The sequence below is a fragment of the Streptomyces sp. NPDC048659 genome (genome assembly GCF_040650575.1).
Lineage (GTDB): Bacteria > Actinomycetota > Actinomycetes > Streptomycetales > Streptomycetaceae > Streptomyces.
Genome location: NZ_JBEZHM010000021.1, coordinates 17,637 through 32,876 on the forward strand (window position 1 = coordinate 17,637; position 15,240 = coordinate 32,876).

Sequence of the window (15,240 nt, forward strand, 5' to 3'; positions counted from 1 at the left end):
GCGGGCCCGGACCTGGCCCCTCAGTACGCGAGTGCCTCCTCCAGGGTGCGCTGCCAGTACGACACGGCGGCGCCGTCGTCGGCGAACGTGCCGCTCGGCGCCGCCACCGTCGTGCTGTCGTTCCTGGTCAGGCTCACCTTGATGGTGCGGATGGTCCGGCCGTGGGTGTCCGGGCCCGGCTCGCCGGTCAGGATCAGCGAGGCGTAGGCCGACTCGCCCGGCATCAGCGTCACCACCGCCTGCGGCTTGCTCTCCTCCACGGTCCGGATCGCGGCCTGCGGCTCGTCGAAGCCGACGAAGGGCGCGTTCAGGGCGTTGCAGGGGCGCTTGCCGACGTTGGTGACGGTGAGCGCCAGGTGGTTGACGGGGCGGCTGACCCTGCTCGCCACGATCTTCGTGCCGGGCACCGTGCAGGGGCGGGTGGCGGCGGGCGCGGCGGGTGCGGGCGCCGTGGCGGGCGTGGCTTGTGTGGCTCGCGTGGTGGGGGTGGCGGCGGGCTTCGTGGTGCGGGCGGGCGTGGCGGCCGGGGGCTCCGTGGCCGGGGCCGAGGCCGCCGGCGGGGCGCTCGTGCGGCTCGCCGAGGCGGGCTGGGTGGCCGGGAGCGGCTTCGCGTCGGCCTCGGCGGAGTCCGAGGACTGGCAGGCGGTCAGGGCGAGCACCGCGGCGAAGGCGGTGACGGGCAGGGCGAGCGTACGCATGAGGGTCCCCGTGGCTGATGGCTGGTGGCTGCTGGCGGGTGGTGGCGTGTGCGGGTCAGTGCTGGTGGAGCAGCGCGATCACGACCGCCGTGCAGGCGATCAGCACCGCTACGGCCAAGGCGTCGACGACGCGGCTGTTCGGCATGGCTCATACGCTGCGGGTCGCGGCGGTCCCCGCGCAATCGGCACGGGACAATGGGGGACGCTGGAACGCCCACACCTGCTGTGACCTGGGGAAACGACCCTTCCCTGGAACGCGTTCCCGGGACGTGCGAGAGGTGAGGGGATACGGATGGGGGCGCCGGCGGACGGCTTCGCGGAGCTGATGCGCGCACTGAAGGAACGCTCCGGGCTCAGTTACGGCGCCCTCGCGAAGCGGCTGCACGTCAGCACCTCGACCCTGCACCGCTACTGCAACGGCGACGCCGTCCCGACCGACTTCGCCCCCGTCGAGCGCCTCGGCCGGCTCTGCGGGGCCGGCCGCGAGGAGCTCGTCGCCCTGCACCGGGCCTGGATCCTCGCGGACGAGGCGCGGCGGCGGGGGAGGGACGGGGAGCGGGACGAACCCGGCGGTGGTGCGGGCGTGGGGAGGGACGAACCCGGCGGTGGCGCGGGCGTGGAGCCGGTCGGGGAGGTTTCGGCGGGCGGCTTCGCAGAAGGCGTCGATACGGGGAGCGGTACGGGGAGCGATACGCGGAGTGGCGAGGGCGCCGGGGGTGCCGGAGGGCCCTCCCGCGCGCGGAAGCGGGCGCTCGTGGGGCTCGCCGCCCTCGGGGTCGTCGCGCTCGCCGTCCCCGTCGCCCTCCTCGTCGACCGCGGCGGCGACGACCGGGGCGGCGCGGCCGGGGCCCCGGACGCCGGGGCGTCACCCGCGCCGCTGAGCGTCGGCATCAGCTCGTACAACTGGGCCGAGCCCTGCGGCCAGTACTACGTGCTCGACCAGCGGCCCGGCAGCGTGCCGCCGCCGCCCGCGCCCCAGGACACCCGCGGCTGGGCCCGCGCGCTCGGCGGGACCGACGGCGGGCACATGCAGCTCCAGCTCACCGTGACCGGCGGCACCCAGGCGCCCGTCGTCCTCACCGGGCTGCACGTGCGGGTCGCCCAGCGCGGCGAGCCGCAGGCCGGGACCGTGTACTCCATGGGCGACGGCTGCGGCAGCGGCGTCACCCCGCAGACCTTCGACGTCGACCTCGACGCCCCGCGCCCCTACCTCAAGCCCGTCGCCGGACAGGACGGCGACCGGGTGGTGCCCGCGAAGGACTTCCCGTACAAGGTGTCCACCGGCGACCCCCAGGTCCTCAACCTGGACGTCCACACCGAGGAGACCGCCGCCTCCTGGTACCTGGAGCTGGCCTGGAGCAGCGGCGAGCGGCACGGGACGATCCGGGTGGACGACGGCGGGCAGCTGTTCCGCACCACCGCCATCGCCGGGCGCCCCGTCTTCGGCTACTGGCCCCAGAAGGGGGCCTGGGTCGTCAACCAGTGACGCCGCAGACCCCGGCGGGGCCTGCGGCGTCACTCGGCGGGGCCCGTCAGAGGCGCTCGGGCGTCCGGATGCCCAGCAGGGCCATGCCCTGGTGCAGGGTGCGGGCGGTCAGGTCACACAGGAAGAGGCGGTTCTCCACCTGCTCCGGGGTGTCGGCCTTCAGGACCGGGCACTCCGAGTAGAACGTCGTGTACAGCGACGCCACCTGGTAGAGATACGCGGCCAGCTTGTGCGGCGCGTACTCCGCGGCCGTCTCCTGGACCAGCTCGCCGAACGAGTCCAGGTGCAGGCCCAGCGCACGCTCCGAGGGCGCCAGCGTCAGCTCCGGGTGAGCGGCCGGCTTCGCGTCGCCCGCCTTCCGCAGGATCGACTGGATCCGCGCGTACGCGTACTGCAGGTACACCGAGGTGTCGCCGTTCAGCGAGACCATCTGGTCCAGGTCGAACTTGTAGTCCCGCGCCGCCGACGTCGACAGGTCCGCGTACTTCACCGCGCCGATGCCCACCTGGGCGCCCCGCTCGGCGATCTCCGCCTCCGACAGGTCCTGGGCCTTCTCGCGGACCACGGCCGACGCGCGGTCGATCGCCTCGTCCAGCAGGTCCACCAGCCGGACCGTCTCGCCCTCACGGGTCTTGAACGGCTTGCCGTCCTTGCCGAGGACCGTGCCGAAGGCCAGCTGCACGGCCTTCACCTCGTCGTTCAGCCAGCCGGCCCGGCGGGCCGTCTCGAAGACCATCTTGAAGTGCAGCGACTGGCGCGCGTCCACCACGTACAGCAGCGTCGACGCCTTCAGGTTGCCCACCCGGTCGCGGATCGCCGACAGGTCCGTCGCCGCGTAACCGAAGCCGCCGTCGGACTTCTGCACGATCAGCGGGGTCGGGTTGCCGTCCGGGCCCTTCACGTCGTCGAAGAACACGCACAGCGCACCCTCCGAGCGCACCGCGACCCCCGACTCCTCCAGGAGCGCGCAGGTCTCCTGGAGCATGTCGTTGTACCCGGACTCGCCGACCACGTCGACGTCCCGGATGTCCATGTCCAGCTTGTCGAAGACCGAGTAGAAGTAGATCTTCGACTCGTCGACGAACCGCTGCCACAGCGCCAGCGTCTCCTCGTCACCCGCCTGCAGGTCCACGACCCGCGCCCGCGCCCGCGCCTTGAACTCCTCGTCGGAGTCGAACAGCGCGCGGGACGCCTTGTACAGCCGGTTCAGGTTCGACATGGCCTCCTCGCCGGAGACCTCCGCGCCCTCGCCGTCCGCCGCGTGGTCCAGCTCGTGCGGGTGCTCGATCAGGAACTGGATCAGCATCCCGAACTGGGTGCCCCAGTCGCCGATGTGGTGCCGCCGGACCACGGTCTCGCCCGTGAACTCCAGGATCTCGACCATCGCCGCGCCGATCACCGCCGACCGCAGGTGCCCGACGTGCATCTCCTTCGCCACGTTCGGCTGCGCGTAGTCGATCACCGTGGTGCCCGCCGACGGGTTGAACGGCACACCCAGCCGGGAGTCCGCCGCGCGCGCGGCCAGCGTCCGGACGATCGCCTCGTCCGTCACCGTGATGTTCAGGAAGCCGGGGCCCGAGACCTCGATCTCCTTCAGCACGTCGTTCTCCGGGATCGCCGCCACGACCTGCGTCGCCAGCTCACGCGGATTGCCCTTCAGCCGCTTCGCCAGCGCCAGGATCCCGTTGGCCTGGAAGTCGGCCCGGTCGCTTCGTCGCAGCAGCGGGTCGGCGGAACCGGCGTCCGGCAGAGCCGCCGAGAGGCCGTCCGCGAGGCGCTGCTGCACGGTCGAAGCGAGGGAAGGGACCGAGGCCATGAGCTTCCGTTCCTGTAGGGGCTGTCCGGAGGACGTCCGGTGGACTATTTCGCTTGTCAAGTGTCCCACGGGGCAGCAACGTGTTTTCCACGCCTGTGGACAACCTCGGAGCGCCCCGTTCCGTCTGGGACAATGACTGAAGCAAGGCTGCAAGGCGTTCTCAGGCATCAGAGAATCCAGGAATCCAGGAAGAAGGACGTACCGACCGTGGCTCAGAGCAGCACCGAGACCGACTGGGTCTCCCGTTTCGCGGACGAGGTCATCGCCGAGTCGGAGCGACGTGCGCCTGGCAAACCGGTCGTCGTCGCCTCCGGCCTCTCCCCGTCCGGCCCCATCCACCTCGGCAACCTCCGCGAGGTCATGACCCCGCACCTGGTCGCCGACGAGATCCGCCGCCGGGGCCACGAGGTCCGCCACCTCATCTCCTGGGACGACTACGACCGCTACCGCAAGGTGCCGAACGGTATCGAGGGCATCGACGAGTCCTGGGCCGAGCACATCGGCAAGCCCCTGACCTCCGTCCCGGCCCCCGCCGGCTCGCCCCACGCCAACTGGGCCGAGCACTTCAAGGCCGCCATGGTCGAGTCGCTCGCCGAGCTGGGCGTCGACTACGACCCCATCAGCCAGACCGAGCAGTACACCGCCGGCACCTACCGCGAGCAGATCCTGCACGCCATGAGGCACCGCGGCGACATCGACGCCATCCTCGACCAGTACCGGACGAAGAAGGCCCCCAAGAAGCAGTCGCAGAAGCCCCTCGACGAGGCCGAGCTGGAGGCCGAGGAGGGCTCCGGCGCCGCCGCCGAGGACGACGGCTCCGGCGGCACCTCCGGCTACTTCCCGTACAAGCCGTACTGCGGCCGGTGCGAGAAGGACCTCACCACCGTCACGTCCTACGACGACGAGACGACCGAGCTCGCCTACACCTGCACCAACTGCGGCTTCGCCGAGACCGTCAAGCTCAGCGAGTTCAACCGCGGCAAGCTGGTCTGGAAGGTCGACTGGCCCATGCGCTGGGCCTACGAGGGCGTCATCTTCGAGCCCTCCGGCGTCGACCACTCCTCGCCCGGCTCCTCCTTCGTCGTCGGCGGCCAGATCGTCCGCGAGGTCTTCGACGGCGTCCAGCCCATCGGCCCCATGTACGCCTTCGTCGGCATCAGCGGCATGGCCAAGATGTCCTCCTCGAAGGGCGGCGTCCCCACCGCGGCCGACGCCCTGAAGATCATGGAGCCGCAGCTGCTGCGCTGGCTGTACGCCCGCCGCAAGCCCAACCAGTCCTTCAAGATCGCCTTCGACCAGGAGATCCAGCGGCTCTACGACGAGTGGGACAAGCTGGAGGCCAAGGTCGCCGACGGCACCGTGCTCCCCGCCGACGCCGCCGCCCACAGCCGCGCCGCCCGCACGGCCGCCGGCGAGCTCCCCCGGACGCCCCGCCCGCTCCCGTACCGCACGCTGGCCTCCGTCGTGGACGTCACCGCCGGACACGACGAGCAGACCCTGCGCATCCTCACCGAGCTCGACCCGGAGAACCCGGTCTCCTCCCTCGACGAGGTCCGCCCCCGCCTCGACCGCGCCGAGAGCTGGATCACCAACCAGGTCCCGGCCGACCAGCGCACCATCGTCCGCGAGGAGCCCGACACCGAGCTCCTCGGCTCCCTCGACGACGACGGCCGCGAGTCGCTGCGCCTGCTCTTGGAGGGCCTCGACAGCCACTGGTCGCTCGACGGGCTCACCACGCTCGTCTACGGCGTCCCGAAGGTCATGGCCGGCCTCGACCCCGAGGCCAAGCCGACCCCGGAGCTGAAGCTCGCCCAGCGCGCCTTCTTCGCCCTGCTCTACAAGCTGCTGGTCAGCCGCGAGACCGGCCCGCGCCTGCCCACCCTGCTCCTCGCCGTCGGCGCGGACCGGGTGCGCAAGCTCCTCGGCGCGTAACGCGTAACGAACGGCACGAAGGCCGCCGCCCGCACCCGCGGGCGGCGGCCTTCGCACGTCCTGGGCCACGTCTGCATCCGCGCCCGCTTCCGTGCCCGGCTCCGCGCCCGCTTCCGCGCGTTCTTCTGCATCCTTCGACGGAGGACCGGCTCCACCGCGCGCACGACGAGAACCGCCGCCCGCCGCGAGACCGTGGAGCCATGAAGAACGAAGCCCTCACCGTCATCGGCTGGATCACCCTCGTCCAGGGCGGACTCGGCGCCGGAGGACGCCTCTTCGGAGACGGCCCCTGGGGCCTCCTCCACAAGTGGTGGGACATCCCCACCGCCGGCTACCTCGTCCTCTTCGCCCTCGGCGCCGCCCTCGCCGGCTACGGCGAGACCGTGAAGGCCCGCCGGAAGGCCACGAACTGACGGAACGCCGCGCCTACGGGGTGTGCGTCTCCGCCCACTCCTGCTCGATCCGGTGCCGCAGCCGCGGCGTCAGCTCCCGCAGCAGGGACGCGCTCCGCGGATGCGTCACCCCGTACATGTCGCTCAGCCTTATGTCGAGCTGCTCCGAGGTCGGGAACTCCTGGTTCTCCTCCAGGAAGTCCCACATCGCCTTGTACGCCGCCTCCGTGAACTCGTCGGCCTCGGCGAACTCGTCGGACTCCGCCTCACCCGAAGGCTCCTCGTCCACGAACTCCGAGTACTCCTCGAACTCCTCGGGACCCGGCGGCGGAACGTCCTCCGGACCCTGCGGGATCGGCACCGCCGTCGGCTCCAGACCCTCCACGATCTGAGGGTTGTACGAACCCTGGTACGCCTCCGCCGACACGGGGCCCGCCGCGAACCACTGGCTCTCCTGCGGGCCTTGAGGCTGCTGCGTTCCCTGCGCCCCCTGCGGCCCCTGTGCCTGCTGTGCCTGCTGCGCCGGAACGGCGGCCTCCGCCGTGAGCGCCGCCGGGGCCGACTCGGGCTGCGGAGCGGACTGCCCGTGCGCCTGCTGGGGATGGGGCTGAGGGTGGGACTGGGGCTGGTGGGGCTGGGGCAACGGCTGGGGGAACTGCTGCGGCAACTGGTGGGCCAACTGCTGCGGCAGAGGCTGCGGCGCCGGAGGCAGCAGCACCGGCTCCACCCCCGCCGCCGCCAGACCCGCCGCCGCCGTCTCCGCCAGCGGCACCCCGTACTTCGCCAGCCGCAGCGGCATCAGCGCCTCCACCGGCGCCTTCCGCCGCCACGCCCGCCCGAACCGCGCCTGAAGCCGCGCCTGGTAGATCAGCCGGTCCTGCTCCAGCTTGATCACCTGCTCGTACGACCGCAGCTCCCACAGCTTCATCCGCCGCCACAGCCGGAACGTCGGCACCGGAGACAACAGCCAACGCGTCAGCCGCACACCCTCCATGTGCTTGTCCGCCGTGATGTCCGCGATCCGGCCCACCGCGTGCCGCGCCGCCTCGACCGCCACCACGAACAGCACCGGGATCACCGCGTGCATCCCCACACCCAGCGGATCCGGCCACGCCGCCGCGCCGTTGAACGCGATCGTCGCCGCCGTCAGCAGCCACGCCGTCTGCCGCAGCAGCGGGAACGGGATCCGCATCCACGTCAGCAGCAGGTCCAGCGCCAGCAGCACACAGATGCCCGCGTCGATGCCGATGGGGAAGAAGTACGAGAAGGTGCCGAAGCCCTTGTCGATCGCGAGCTCGCGCACGGCGGCGTACGAGCCGGCGAAACCGATCCCGGCGATGAGCACCGCACCGGCCACGACCATGCCGATGAGTATTCGGTGCGTCCGTGTCAGCTGCATCGCGGCCACCCGCGATCCCCTCCCGTCGAACGACAACTCGCGGGCACAGCGTGGCACACGCATGACGGGCCCGACCCCCTGGGGAGGGCCGGACCCGTCACAAAGCAGTTCGAATCGTTACTTGTTGGCCGCCGCGACCGCCGCCACGGCCTCCTTCGCCGCCTGCACCGCGCCCTCGGAGATCGTCTTCCCCGACGGGGCGTCCGCCCCCGCGTACCCGGCGCCGTTGTACGACAGCAGCACCACGACGTTGCCCGTCCGCGCCACCACCGACGCGTACGTGAAGTCCTCGTCGGTCTTCCGCAGCTGGTACGTCACCGTGCTCGCCTGGTCGCCCACCCCGGCGGTCTCCGCCGTCGCCAGCTTCTTCGCGCCCTGGGTGCCCTGCACCTTGGCCAGCTCCTTGGCGAAGTTCTCCGCCGCCCGGTCCTGGCCGCTGCCCAGCGACGCGTCCGACTCGTAACGGTAGAAGGACACGTCGAGCCAGCGGTACTGCGAACCCTTCACGCCCTTGTCGTCGAGGCCGTTCCACGAGCAGCCGCCCCGGCTCGCCACGTCGCTCGACTGCGCCGCCGTGCCGTTCTTCGCCTTCGCCTTCGGCACCAGGCTCGCCGTCGTCTTCGCCGACACCGCCTTGCACACGTCCGGCAGCTTCGCGAACCGCGCCGCCTCCACCGTCTTCGTCGGCGTGGGCTTCGGCGTCGCGGACGCCGAAGCCGAGGACTCGCCCGAACCCGAGGAACCGGACCCCTTGTCGGCGGAGTCCGAACCCGACGAACAGCCGGCGGCGACCAGCATCACCGGGACGGCGGCACAGGCGAGGACACGGGAGAGGCGCGAGGCGGATCGCTGCATGGTTCCTTCAGTCGCTTGTCGTACAGGCCCGCACGCACGCGGACGCGCACACGGACCGGGCGGCCGGCGGCCGGGGTACCCCGACACGTTACGTGGTCCCGCCCCGCTCACGGAGCGCTCCCGAACCGCTACTCCTCCAGCCGCTCCGCGAGCAGCCGAGCCAGATTCCGGGCCCTTTCCTGCAGCTCCCCGCTGTCCGGCGGCTCCGCCGACGACGTCGACTGCTCCTCGTACGCGACCGTCACGATCACGTTCGATGTGCGGAACACCACGCTCACGAGCCGCTTCGCGCCCGCCGGACCCGTCGTCGTCAGCACGTCGTCGACGAACGCCACGTCCCCGAGACCGCTCAGCATCCGCGGCTCCAGGCCGGTCGCCGAGGTCGCGGGCGGGGTCGTCGGCGGGACCGTGGCGGGGGTGGCCGGACCCGACGGCGGCTTCCCCGACGCGGCGAGCGTCGACGGACCGTGCGCGGTGCCCGGCGGGGCCGTGGCGGGCGGGGCCGTGGCCGGCGTGGTCGCCGGGGGCGTCGTCGGGGCGGTCAGCGGAATCCCCGCCGCCGTCTGCTTCTTGGCGTACACCTCCTGCGCCCGGTCGTCGTCGCTGACGGCGGGGTCGTACGAGACGACCCGCTCGATGTCGAGGGTGAGCCGGTGCGCCACGTCCGGCGAGTCGGCCTTCCAGGCGCAGCCGACGCGGCGGTCGGTGTCGAAGGTGACGGCGGCGGTGCCGCGGTAGGCCCGGTCGCGCTCGGCCTCGGGCAGCGCGGCGGCGCCCGGGAGCAGGTCCTTGAGGGTGGCCTGGGGGACGGCGCCGCAGGGCTCGAAGAGGGTGCGGTAGCGGCCCGGGGGCGCGACGGCGGAGGCGGGCCCCGCCTTGGAGTCGACGGCCGCCACGTCCGCGGCGGGCCCCGACGTGCAGCCGCTCAGCCCGAGGCCGAGACCGAGGACGACGGCGGTCGCGGTGAGGACGGCGGGCCTGGTCCGGCCGGATGCGTACGCCTTCCGCTGCACGATCCCAGCTCCCTTCTCCCGGGAGGCACCCCCCGAAAACCGTTTGTCGCTCCACATGGGGCGATGAACACAATGTCTATCGCACGCGCCGCTGTTGATGCCGGTCCGTAGTCACCTGTACGGGCTTGTGCTCCGGTTTTTGCGCTATCAGACTTTATAGGGGAATTGAGGGGTTATGTCGTACGTGGAGATACCGGGCGCGAAGGTCCCCATCCGCCTGTGGGCCGACCCGGCGTCGGTCGACGAGGGCGCGATGCGGCAGCTCCACAACACGGCGACGCTGCCGTGGATCAAGGGCCTGGCGGTGATGCCGGACGTGCACTACGGCAAGGGCGCGACGGTCGGCTCGGTGATCGCGATGCGGGGCGCGGTGTGTCCGGCGGCGGTCGGCGTGGACATCGGCTGCGGCATGTCCGCCGTGAAGACCTCCCTGACCGCGAACGACCTGCCGGGCGACCTGTCCCGGCTCCGCTCGAAGATCGAGCAGGCCATCCCGGTGGGCCGCGGCCTGCACCGCGAGATGGTGGACCCGGGGCGGCTGTACCAGTTCCCGACGGCGGGGTTCGACGCGCTGTGGTCGCGGTTCGACACGGTCGCGGACTCGGTGAAGTTCCGGCGGGAGCGGGCGGAGAAGCAGCTGGGGACGCTAGGCAGCGGCAATCACTACTGTGAAGTTTGCATCGATGGCCAAGGGTCGGTGTGGCTGATGCTGCACTCCGGCTCCCGGAACATCGGCAAGGAACTCGCCGAGCACCACATCGGCGAGGCGCAGAAGCTGCCGCACAACCAGGGTCTGGTCGATCGCGACCTCGCGGTCTTCGTCGCGGACACCCCGCAGATGGCGGCCTACCGGAACGACCTGTTCTGGGCGCAGGAGTACGCCAAGTACAACCGCGCGATCATGATGGCGCTGTTCCAGGAGGTCATGCGGCGCGAGTTCCGCAAGGCGAAGGTGGCCTTCGAGCCGGTCATCTCCTGCCACCACAACTACGTGGCGGAGGAGCGGTACGAGGGCATGGACATGCTCGTGACCCGTAAGGGCGCGATCCGGGCCGGCTCCGGGGAGTTCGGGATCATCCCGGGCTCGATGGGAACCGGTTCGTACATCGTGAAGGGCCTGGGCAACGCGGCCTCCTTCAACTCGGCCTCGCACGGCGCGGGTCGCCGGATGAGCCGGAGCGCGGCGAAGCGGCGCTTCACGGTCCGGGACCTGGAGGAGCAGACGCGGGGCGTCGAGTGCCGGAAGGACTCCGGGGTGCTGGACGAGATCCCCGGCGCCTACAAGTCGATCGAGCGAGTCATGGAGCAGCAGCAGGACCTGGTCGAGGTGGTCGCGAAGCTGAAGCAGGTTGTGAACGTGAAGGGCTGAGGCGTGAGAAGGAGGGGAGGCGCACTGCCGCCCCTCCTCCGCGTGTCAGTCCGGCAGCGGCGCAATTCCGTGTGTCAGCTTCCAGCGGCGGACCTGGCAGGCGCTCTGGGAGAGCCGCAGCGCGGCGGCTGCCTCCGCCAGCGTCGGCGCCGCCAGCAGGACGCGGTCCCGCTCGGGGGTCCAGTCGATGCGGGGTGCCCGCTTCTTCATTTCGGCCGGGCGCGTCCACGTGGACAGCGCGTCGGCGGCGGACCGCTTGCGGTCCAGTGCCAGACAGCCCGGGTAGTACAGGTGCGCCGCGAGCTGCTGGGCGGTCTCGGTGGTGTAGAGGACGTTGTAGATGCCGTCACGCCCATTCCGCGTGATCGTGCGGCGGGCGCCGGTGACTTTTTTCGCGTAGTGGCACAGGTAGGCCCCGATGGCGGTGCTCTGCGTGGTCAGGCTGACGAAGGGGAGTCCCGCTCCCGTGAACCCCAGGGAGCCGTCGGCGTCGATCAGGCCCCGGATGTAGTCCGGCCGGGAGAACTCGCCCCGGGGTGGGCGGATGGTGCGGGACTTCTTGCCGTAGGGGATGCCGAGATCGTTGATGGCGGTCCTGGCTTCGAGCGCGTACAAGGCCCAGGTGGCGGAGTGGGCCCGTTCCGCGAAGTTCGTGCTGCGGACCCGCTCGGTGATGAAGCTGTTGTATGGGGTGAGGCGCTGGAACTCTTCCAGGATGCGGAGGTCCCGGGCGTTGAGCTCGACGGTGAGCGCGCCCTTCTTGCCCAGGCCCTGGGCGAGATGTCCGTCGGCCTGGAGGAAGCCGAACATGTAGGCGTACTCGGGGTTCTCCAGGTCCATGAAGGGTTTCGTGGGGGCGTCCAGGTCGAAGAGCGTGGGCGCGTTAGGGTCGTGGTCAGCCATGGGAAGTTTTCGCCTTCCTGATGGTGAGGCCCTCGGTTGGGATTGGCGTCCCGGCCGAGGGCCGTTCTCTTTTGAGTTGTGTCGAGCCTAGGTTCGGGTTTCGTACGGTGTTGGGCTTTTGGGGCCGTTCACTCGTACGGGTGGGCGGGGCTCGTCAGAGTTCGCGGTGGACCTTTGTGTTGGATGCCTGGGCTCGGGGGCGGACCACCAGGAGGTCGATGTTGACGTGTGGGGGGCGGGTGCAGGCCCAGGTGATGGTGTCGGCCACGTCGTCGGCGGTGAGGGGTTCGGCCACGCCCGCGTAGACCTTGGCGGCCTTTTCGGTGTCGCCGCGGAAGCGGGTGGTGGCGAACTCGTCGGTCTTGACCATGCCGGGGGCGATCTCGATGACCCGGACCGGGGTGCCGACGATCTCCAGGCGGAGGGTCTCGGCGAGGACGCGGGCGCCGTTCTTGGCGGCCACGTAGCCGGCGCCGCCCTCGTAGGTGGAGTGGCCCGCCGTGGAAGAGAGGACGACGACCGTGCCGTCGCCGCTCGCGGTGAGGGCCGGGAGCAGGGCCTGCGTGATGTGGAGCGTGCCGATGACGTTGACCTCGTACATCCGGCGCCAGTCCTCGGGGTCGCCGGTGGCGACGGGGTCGGCGCCGAGTGCGCCGCCCGCGTTGTTGACCAGGACGGCGAGGGTGCGGAAGGCGGTGGCGAACTCGTCGACGGCGGCGCGGTCGGTGACGTCGAGGGCGTAGGCGGTGGCCTGGTGGCCGGCCTCGTTGATCTCGGCGGCGAGGGCCTCGATGCGGTCCTTGCGGCGGGCGGTGAGGACCACGCGGTAGCCGGCGGCGGCGAGCTGCCGGGCGGTGGCCGCGCCGATTCCGCTGCTCGCTCCCGTGACGACGGCGATGGGGGTACCGGCGGCAGTCATGACGTGCTCCTCGCGCATGTGGTCGATTGCGGGTCGATCGCCCGGTCAGGATAGGCGGGGCGGGGTCAGCGTCCGCGCGGGGCGTACATGATGACGGCCATGCCGGCGAGGCAGATGAGCGCGCCGATGACGTCCCAGCGGTCGGGGCGGTAGCCGTCGGCGACCATGCCCCAGGCGAGGGAGCCGGCGACGAAGACCCCGCCGTAGGCGGCGAGGATGCGGCCGAACTCGGCGTCGGGCTGGAGGGTGGCGACGAAGCCGTACAGGCCGAGGGCGAGGACGCCCGCGCCGATCCAGATCCAGCCGCGGTGTTCGCGGACGCCTTGCCAGACGAGCCAGGCGCCGCCGATCTCGAAGAGGGCGGCGACGACGAAGAGGGTGATGGAGCGGGCGAGGAGCATGGGGGAAGGGTGGCACGGGACACGCGGCTGACAGTTAGTCAGAATATATGGGTGTTTCTCGTATCTTCTGGGCATGAGTGCGATGCGCAAGGCCCTGCTGGGCGCGGCTCTCGCCGCTGCCCTGGTGGTCGGTACGGGCGGCGGCGCCGGCGCCGCCGGGCCCGAGGCGGAGGCGGACCTGGCCCACCACGGGCATGTCTCGCTGTGGGACGGGCGGCTGGGGGTGTGGCTTGTCAGTGAGAACCACGGCCCGGCGAACGTGCCCGAGGCGACCGTCCGGCTCGCCTTCTCCGAGCCCATGGCGGGCGGCCAGGAGCTGCCGCCCGCCTGTCTGTGGAGCAGCGACCGGGTGGTGTCCTGCCGTACGGGCGCGCTGCGGGCGGCGGGCGCGGTCGGCGAGCTCGCCCTGGACCTGCGCACGGCGGGCCGTCCGGACGAGCTGACCGTGGACATCCGGACCGTCTGGCGGGACGGTGTCACCGACCGGAACCCGCGCAACGACCGGCATCGGGTGCTGGTGCTCGCCACGGGGGATCCTTACGTCTTCTAGGCGTCCTTTAGGTCTCCTCTAGGCGTCTTCCAGGGCCTCCGGTGTCGTAGTGGGACCGCGTAGCCGTCCGGGCGGACCAGGGTGGTGTCCTGGCGGGCCGGGTCGGCCCAGACCGTGCGGACCAGGCGGGCGCCGGTGACCGGTGCGGTCGGCGGGAGGGCGGTGTCCGCGTGGTCCGCGGGGGTGGCCAGCACGAACGCGCCCCCGCGCAGCGCCTCGTACAGGCGGCCCTCGCGCAGGGGCGCGTCGGGGACGCGGCGGGCTCCGGCCGGGTAGTCGATGCCGATGCCGCTGATCTGGCCCATGGCGCGGGTGGCGACCGGCGGGAGGGCGCCGAGCAGGCGGGTGGCGAGGGCGCGGGCGGTGCGCTGGAGCGGGGTGCGGGCCATGGCGAGGCGGACCAGGGCTCCGCTGCTGCGCAGCACCGTGGCGCCGACCGGGTGCCGTTCGGCCTGGTAGCTGTCGAGGAGCGCCTCGGGGGCGCGGGCTTCGCCGCGCAGGACGGCGGCGAGTTTCCAGGAGAGGTTGGCGGCGTCCTGGAGGCCCGTGTTCATGCCCTGGCCGCCGGCGGGGGAGTGGACGTGGGCGGCGTCCCCGGCGAGGAAGACGCGGCCGACGCGGTAGGCGGGGGCCTGGCGCTCGTCGCTGTGGAAGCGGGAGATCCAGCGGGGGTCGTGCATCCCGAGGTCGCCGCCGAGGGCGCGGCGGGTGATCGCGCGGACGTCGTCGAGGCCGACGGGCGCGTCGTCGGCTGTCTGGTGGGTGCGGTCCCAGCCCATCACCCGGTACCAGCCGTCGCCGAAGGGGGCGATGAAGGCGAAGGCGTCCTCGGCGGCGGTGACGGTGAGCAGGGTGCCGGGGTCCTCGGCGAGGCGGACGTCGGCGAGGACCATGGAGCGGATCACGGAGGCGCCGGGGAAGGGGAGGCCGAGCGCGGTGCGCACGGAGCTGTGGGCGCCGTCCGTGCCGATCAGGTAGCGGGCGCGGAGGGGGGTCGTGGCCGTGCCCGTGGCCGTGTCGGCGAGTTCGGCGGTCGCCGTCTGGGCGTCCTGGCGCAGGGCGGTGAGCTCCGTCCCGTAGCGGAAGTCCACCCCCGCGGCGCGTGCCCTGCGTTCGAGGAGCCGCTCGACCTCGTACTGCGGGGTGAGGAGGAGGTAGGGGAAGCGGCTGGGGAGCGCGGACAGGTCGAGGGAGAGGCGGCCGAAGAGGCGCAGGTCGGTGACGGGGGTGCCGGTGGCGGTCAGGTCGTCGGCGAGGCCGCGGGCGTCGAGCTGCTCCAGGGTGCGGGCGTGGACGCTGAAGGCCCGGGTGAGGTTGCTGATGCCGGGGGGTCTGCGCTCGACGAGCGTGACCCGCAGGCCCGCCTCGGCGAGGTCGCCGGCGAGGAGGAGGCCGGTGGGGCCCGCGCCGACGACGAGGACGTCCGGGTCGGCGCGGTCGGGATTGGGCCGCGCTTGGTTTTGGGGGTGGGCTTGGTCCTGGGGTCCGGTGGTCATGGGGGCCTCCG

Annotated in this window: 14 protein-coding genes; 5 read left to right on the top strand and 9 right to left on the bottom strand. The window is 71.9% G+C overall.

The genetic code is table 11. The features are described 5' to 3' along the window. Positions 1-20: 20 nt before the first annotated feature. Positions 21-698 carry a DUF4232 domain-containing protein gene (locus AB0C99_RS18095; protein ID WP_362475940.1) on the bottom strand — a complete coding sequence of 226 codons (678 nt, stop codon included), beginning with the start codon at positions 696-698 and terminating at the stop codon, positions 21-23. Between the two features lie 292 nt (positions 699-990). Here AB0C99_RS18095 and AB0C99_RS18100 point away from each other — a divergent pair, with 292 nt between their 5' ends. Continuing rightward, positions 991-2,184 (top strand): helix-turn-helix transcriptional regulator, encoded by a 1,194-nt coding sequence (locus tag AB0C99_RS18100; RefSeq protein ID WP_362475942.1) that lies wholly within the window; start codon positions 991-993, stop codon positions 2,182-2,184. A 46-nt stretch (positions 2,185-2,230) separates the two neighbouring features. Here AB0C99_RS18100 and argS read toward each other — a convergent pair whose 3' ends face one another. Next, positions 2,231-4,000, bottom strand: a complete 1,770-nt coding sequence (gene argS / locus AB0C99_RS18105) for an arginine--tRNA ligase (protein WP_362475944.1) — start codon at positions 3,998-4,000, stop codon at positions 2,231-2,233. A gap of 207 nt (positions 4,001-4,207) precedes the next feature. Here argS and lysS point away from each other — a divergent pair, with 207 nt between their 5' ends. Both lysS and AB0C99_RS18115 read left to right on the top strand, forming a co-directional pair. After that, a complete protein-coding gene (gene lysS / locus AB0C99_RS18110; RefSeq protein ID WP_362475946.1) occupies positions 4,208-5,932 on the top strand; it encodes a lysine--tRNA ligase in 1,725 nt (574 codons plus the stop codon). 200 nt (positions 5,933-6,132) lie between these two features. After that, on the top strand, positions 6,133-6,345 hold the full coding sequence (locus AB0C99_RS18115; RefSeq protein WP_362475948.1) for a hypothetical protein: 213 nt from the start codon (positions 6,133-6,135) through the stop codon (positions 6,343-6,345). A gap of 13 nt (positions 6,346-6,358) precedes the next feature. Here the strand turns inward: AB0C99_RS18115 and AB0C99_RS18120 are convergent, their stop codons facing one another. The 3 genes from AB0C99_RS18120 to AB0C99_RS18130 all read right to left on the bottom strand — a co-directional run bounded on the left by AB0C99_RS18120 (position 6,359) and on the right by AB0C99_RS18130 (position 9,591). Further along, the gene (locus tag AB0C99_RS18120) at positions 6,359-7,732 is read right to left on the bottom strand and encodes a DUF2637 domain-containing protein (RefSeq protein WP_362475950.1); all 1,374 of its coding nucleotides are present in this window, start codon (positions 7,730-7,732) and stop codon (positions 6,359-6,361) included. A gap of 108 nt (positions 7,733-7,840) precedes the next feature. Next, positions 7,841-8,578, bottom strand: a complete 738-nt coding sequence (locus AB0C99_RS18125; protein WP_362475952.1) for a DUF3558 domain-containing protein — start codon at positions 8,576-8,578, stop codon at positions 7,841-7,843. 128 nt (positions 8,579-8,706) lie between these two features. Beyond that, complete coding sequence (locus tag AB0C99_RS18130; RefSeq protein WP_362475954.1) at positions 8,707-9,591, bottom strand: DUF3558 domain-containing protein; 885 nt, start codon at positions 9,589-9,591, stop codon at positions 8,707-8,709. A gap of 175 nt (positions 9,592-9,766) precedes the next feature. Here AB0C99_RS18130 and AB0C99_RS18135 point away from each other — a divergent pair, with 175 nt between their 5' ends. Next, entirely contained in the window at positions 9,767-10,960 is a 1,194-nt protein-coding gene (locus AB0C99_RS18135) for an RtcB family protein (protein ID WP_362475956.1), read from the top strand. Positions 10,961-11,005: 45 nt separating this feature from the next. Here the strand turns inward: AB0C99_RS18135 and AB0C99_RS18140 are convergent, their stop codons facing one another. The 3 genes from AB0C99_RS18140 to AB0C99_RS18150 form a co-directional block, all read right to left on the bottom strand. Continuing rightward, entirely contained in the window at positions 11,006-11,863 is an 858-nt protein-coding gene (locus AB0C99_RS18140; RefSeq protein ID WP_362475958.1) for a hypothetical protein, read from the bottom strand. Positions 11,864-12,017: 154 nt separating this feature from the next. Then, entirely contained in the window at positions 12,018-12,782 is a 765-nt protein-coding gene (locus AB0C99_RS18145) for an SDR family NAD(P)-dependent oxidoreductase (protein ID WP_362475960.1), read from the bottom strand. Positions 12,783-12,847: 65 nt separating this feature from the next. Then, positions 12,848-13,183, bottom strand: a complete 336-nt coding sequence (locus AB0C99_RS18150) for a YnfA family protein (RefSeq protein WP_362475962.1) — start codon at positions 13,181-13,183, stop codon at positions 12,848-12,850. Between the two features lie 73 nt (positions 13,184-13,256). Here AB0C99_RS18150 and AB0C99_RS18155 point away from each other — a divergent pair, with 73 nt between their 5' ends. Next, complete coding sequence (locus AB0C99_RS18155; RefSeq protein ID WP_362475964.1) at positions 13,257-13,733, top strand: hypothetical protein; 477 nt, start codon at positions 13,257-13,259, stop codon at positions 13,731-13,733. On the opposite strand, the gene AB0C99_RS18160 is transcribed toward AB0C99_RS18155, so the two are convergent. After that, positions 13,730-15,229 carry an FAD-dependent oxidoreductase gene (locus AB0C99_RS18160; RefSeq protein ID WP_362475965.1) on the bottom strand — a complete coding sequence of 500 codons (1,500 nt, stop codon included), beginning with the start codon at positions 15,227-15,229 and terminating at the stop codon, positions 13,730-13,732. The genes AB0C99_RS18155 and AB0C99_RS18160 overlap by 4 nt on opposite strands. Positions 15,230-15,240: the final 11 nt, after the last annotated feature.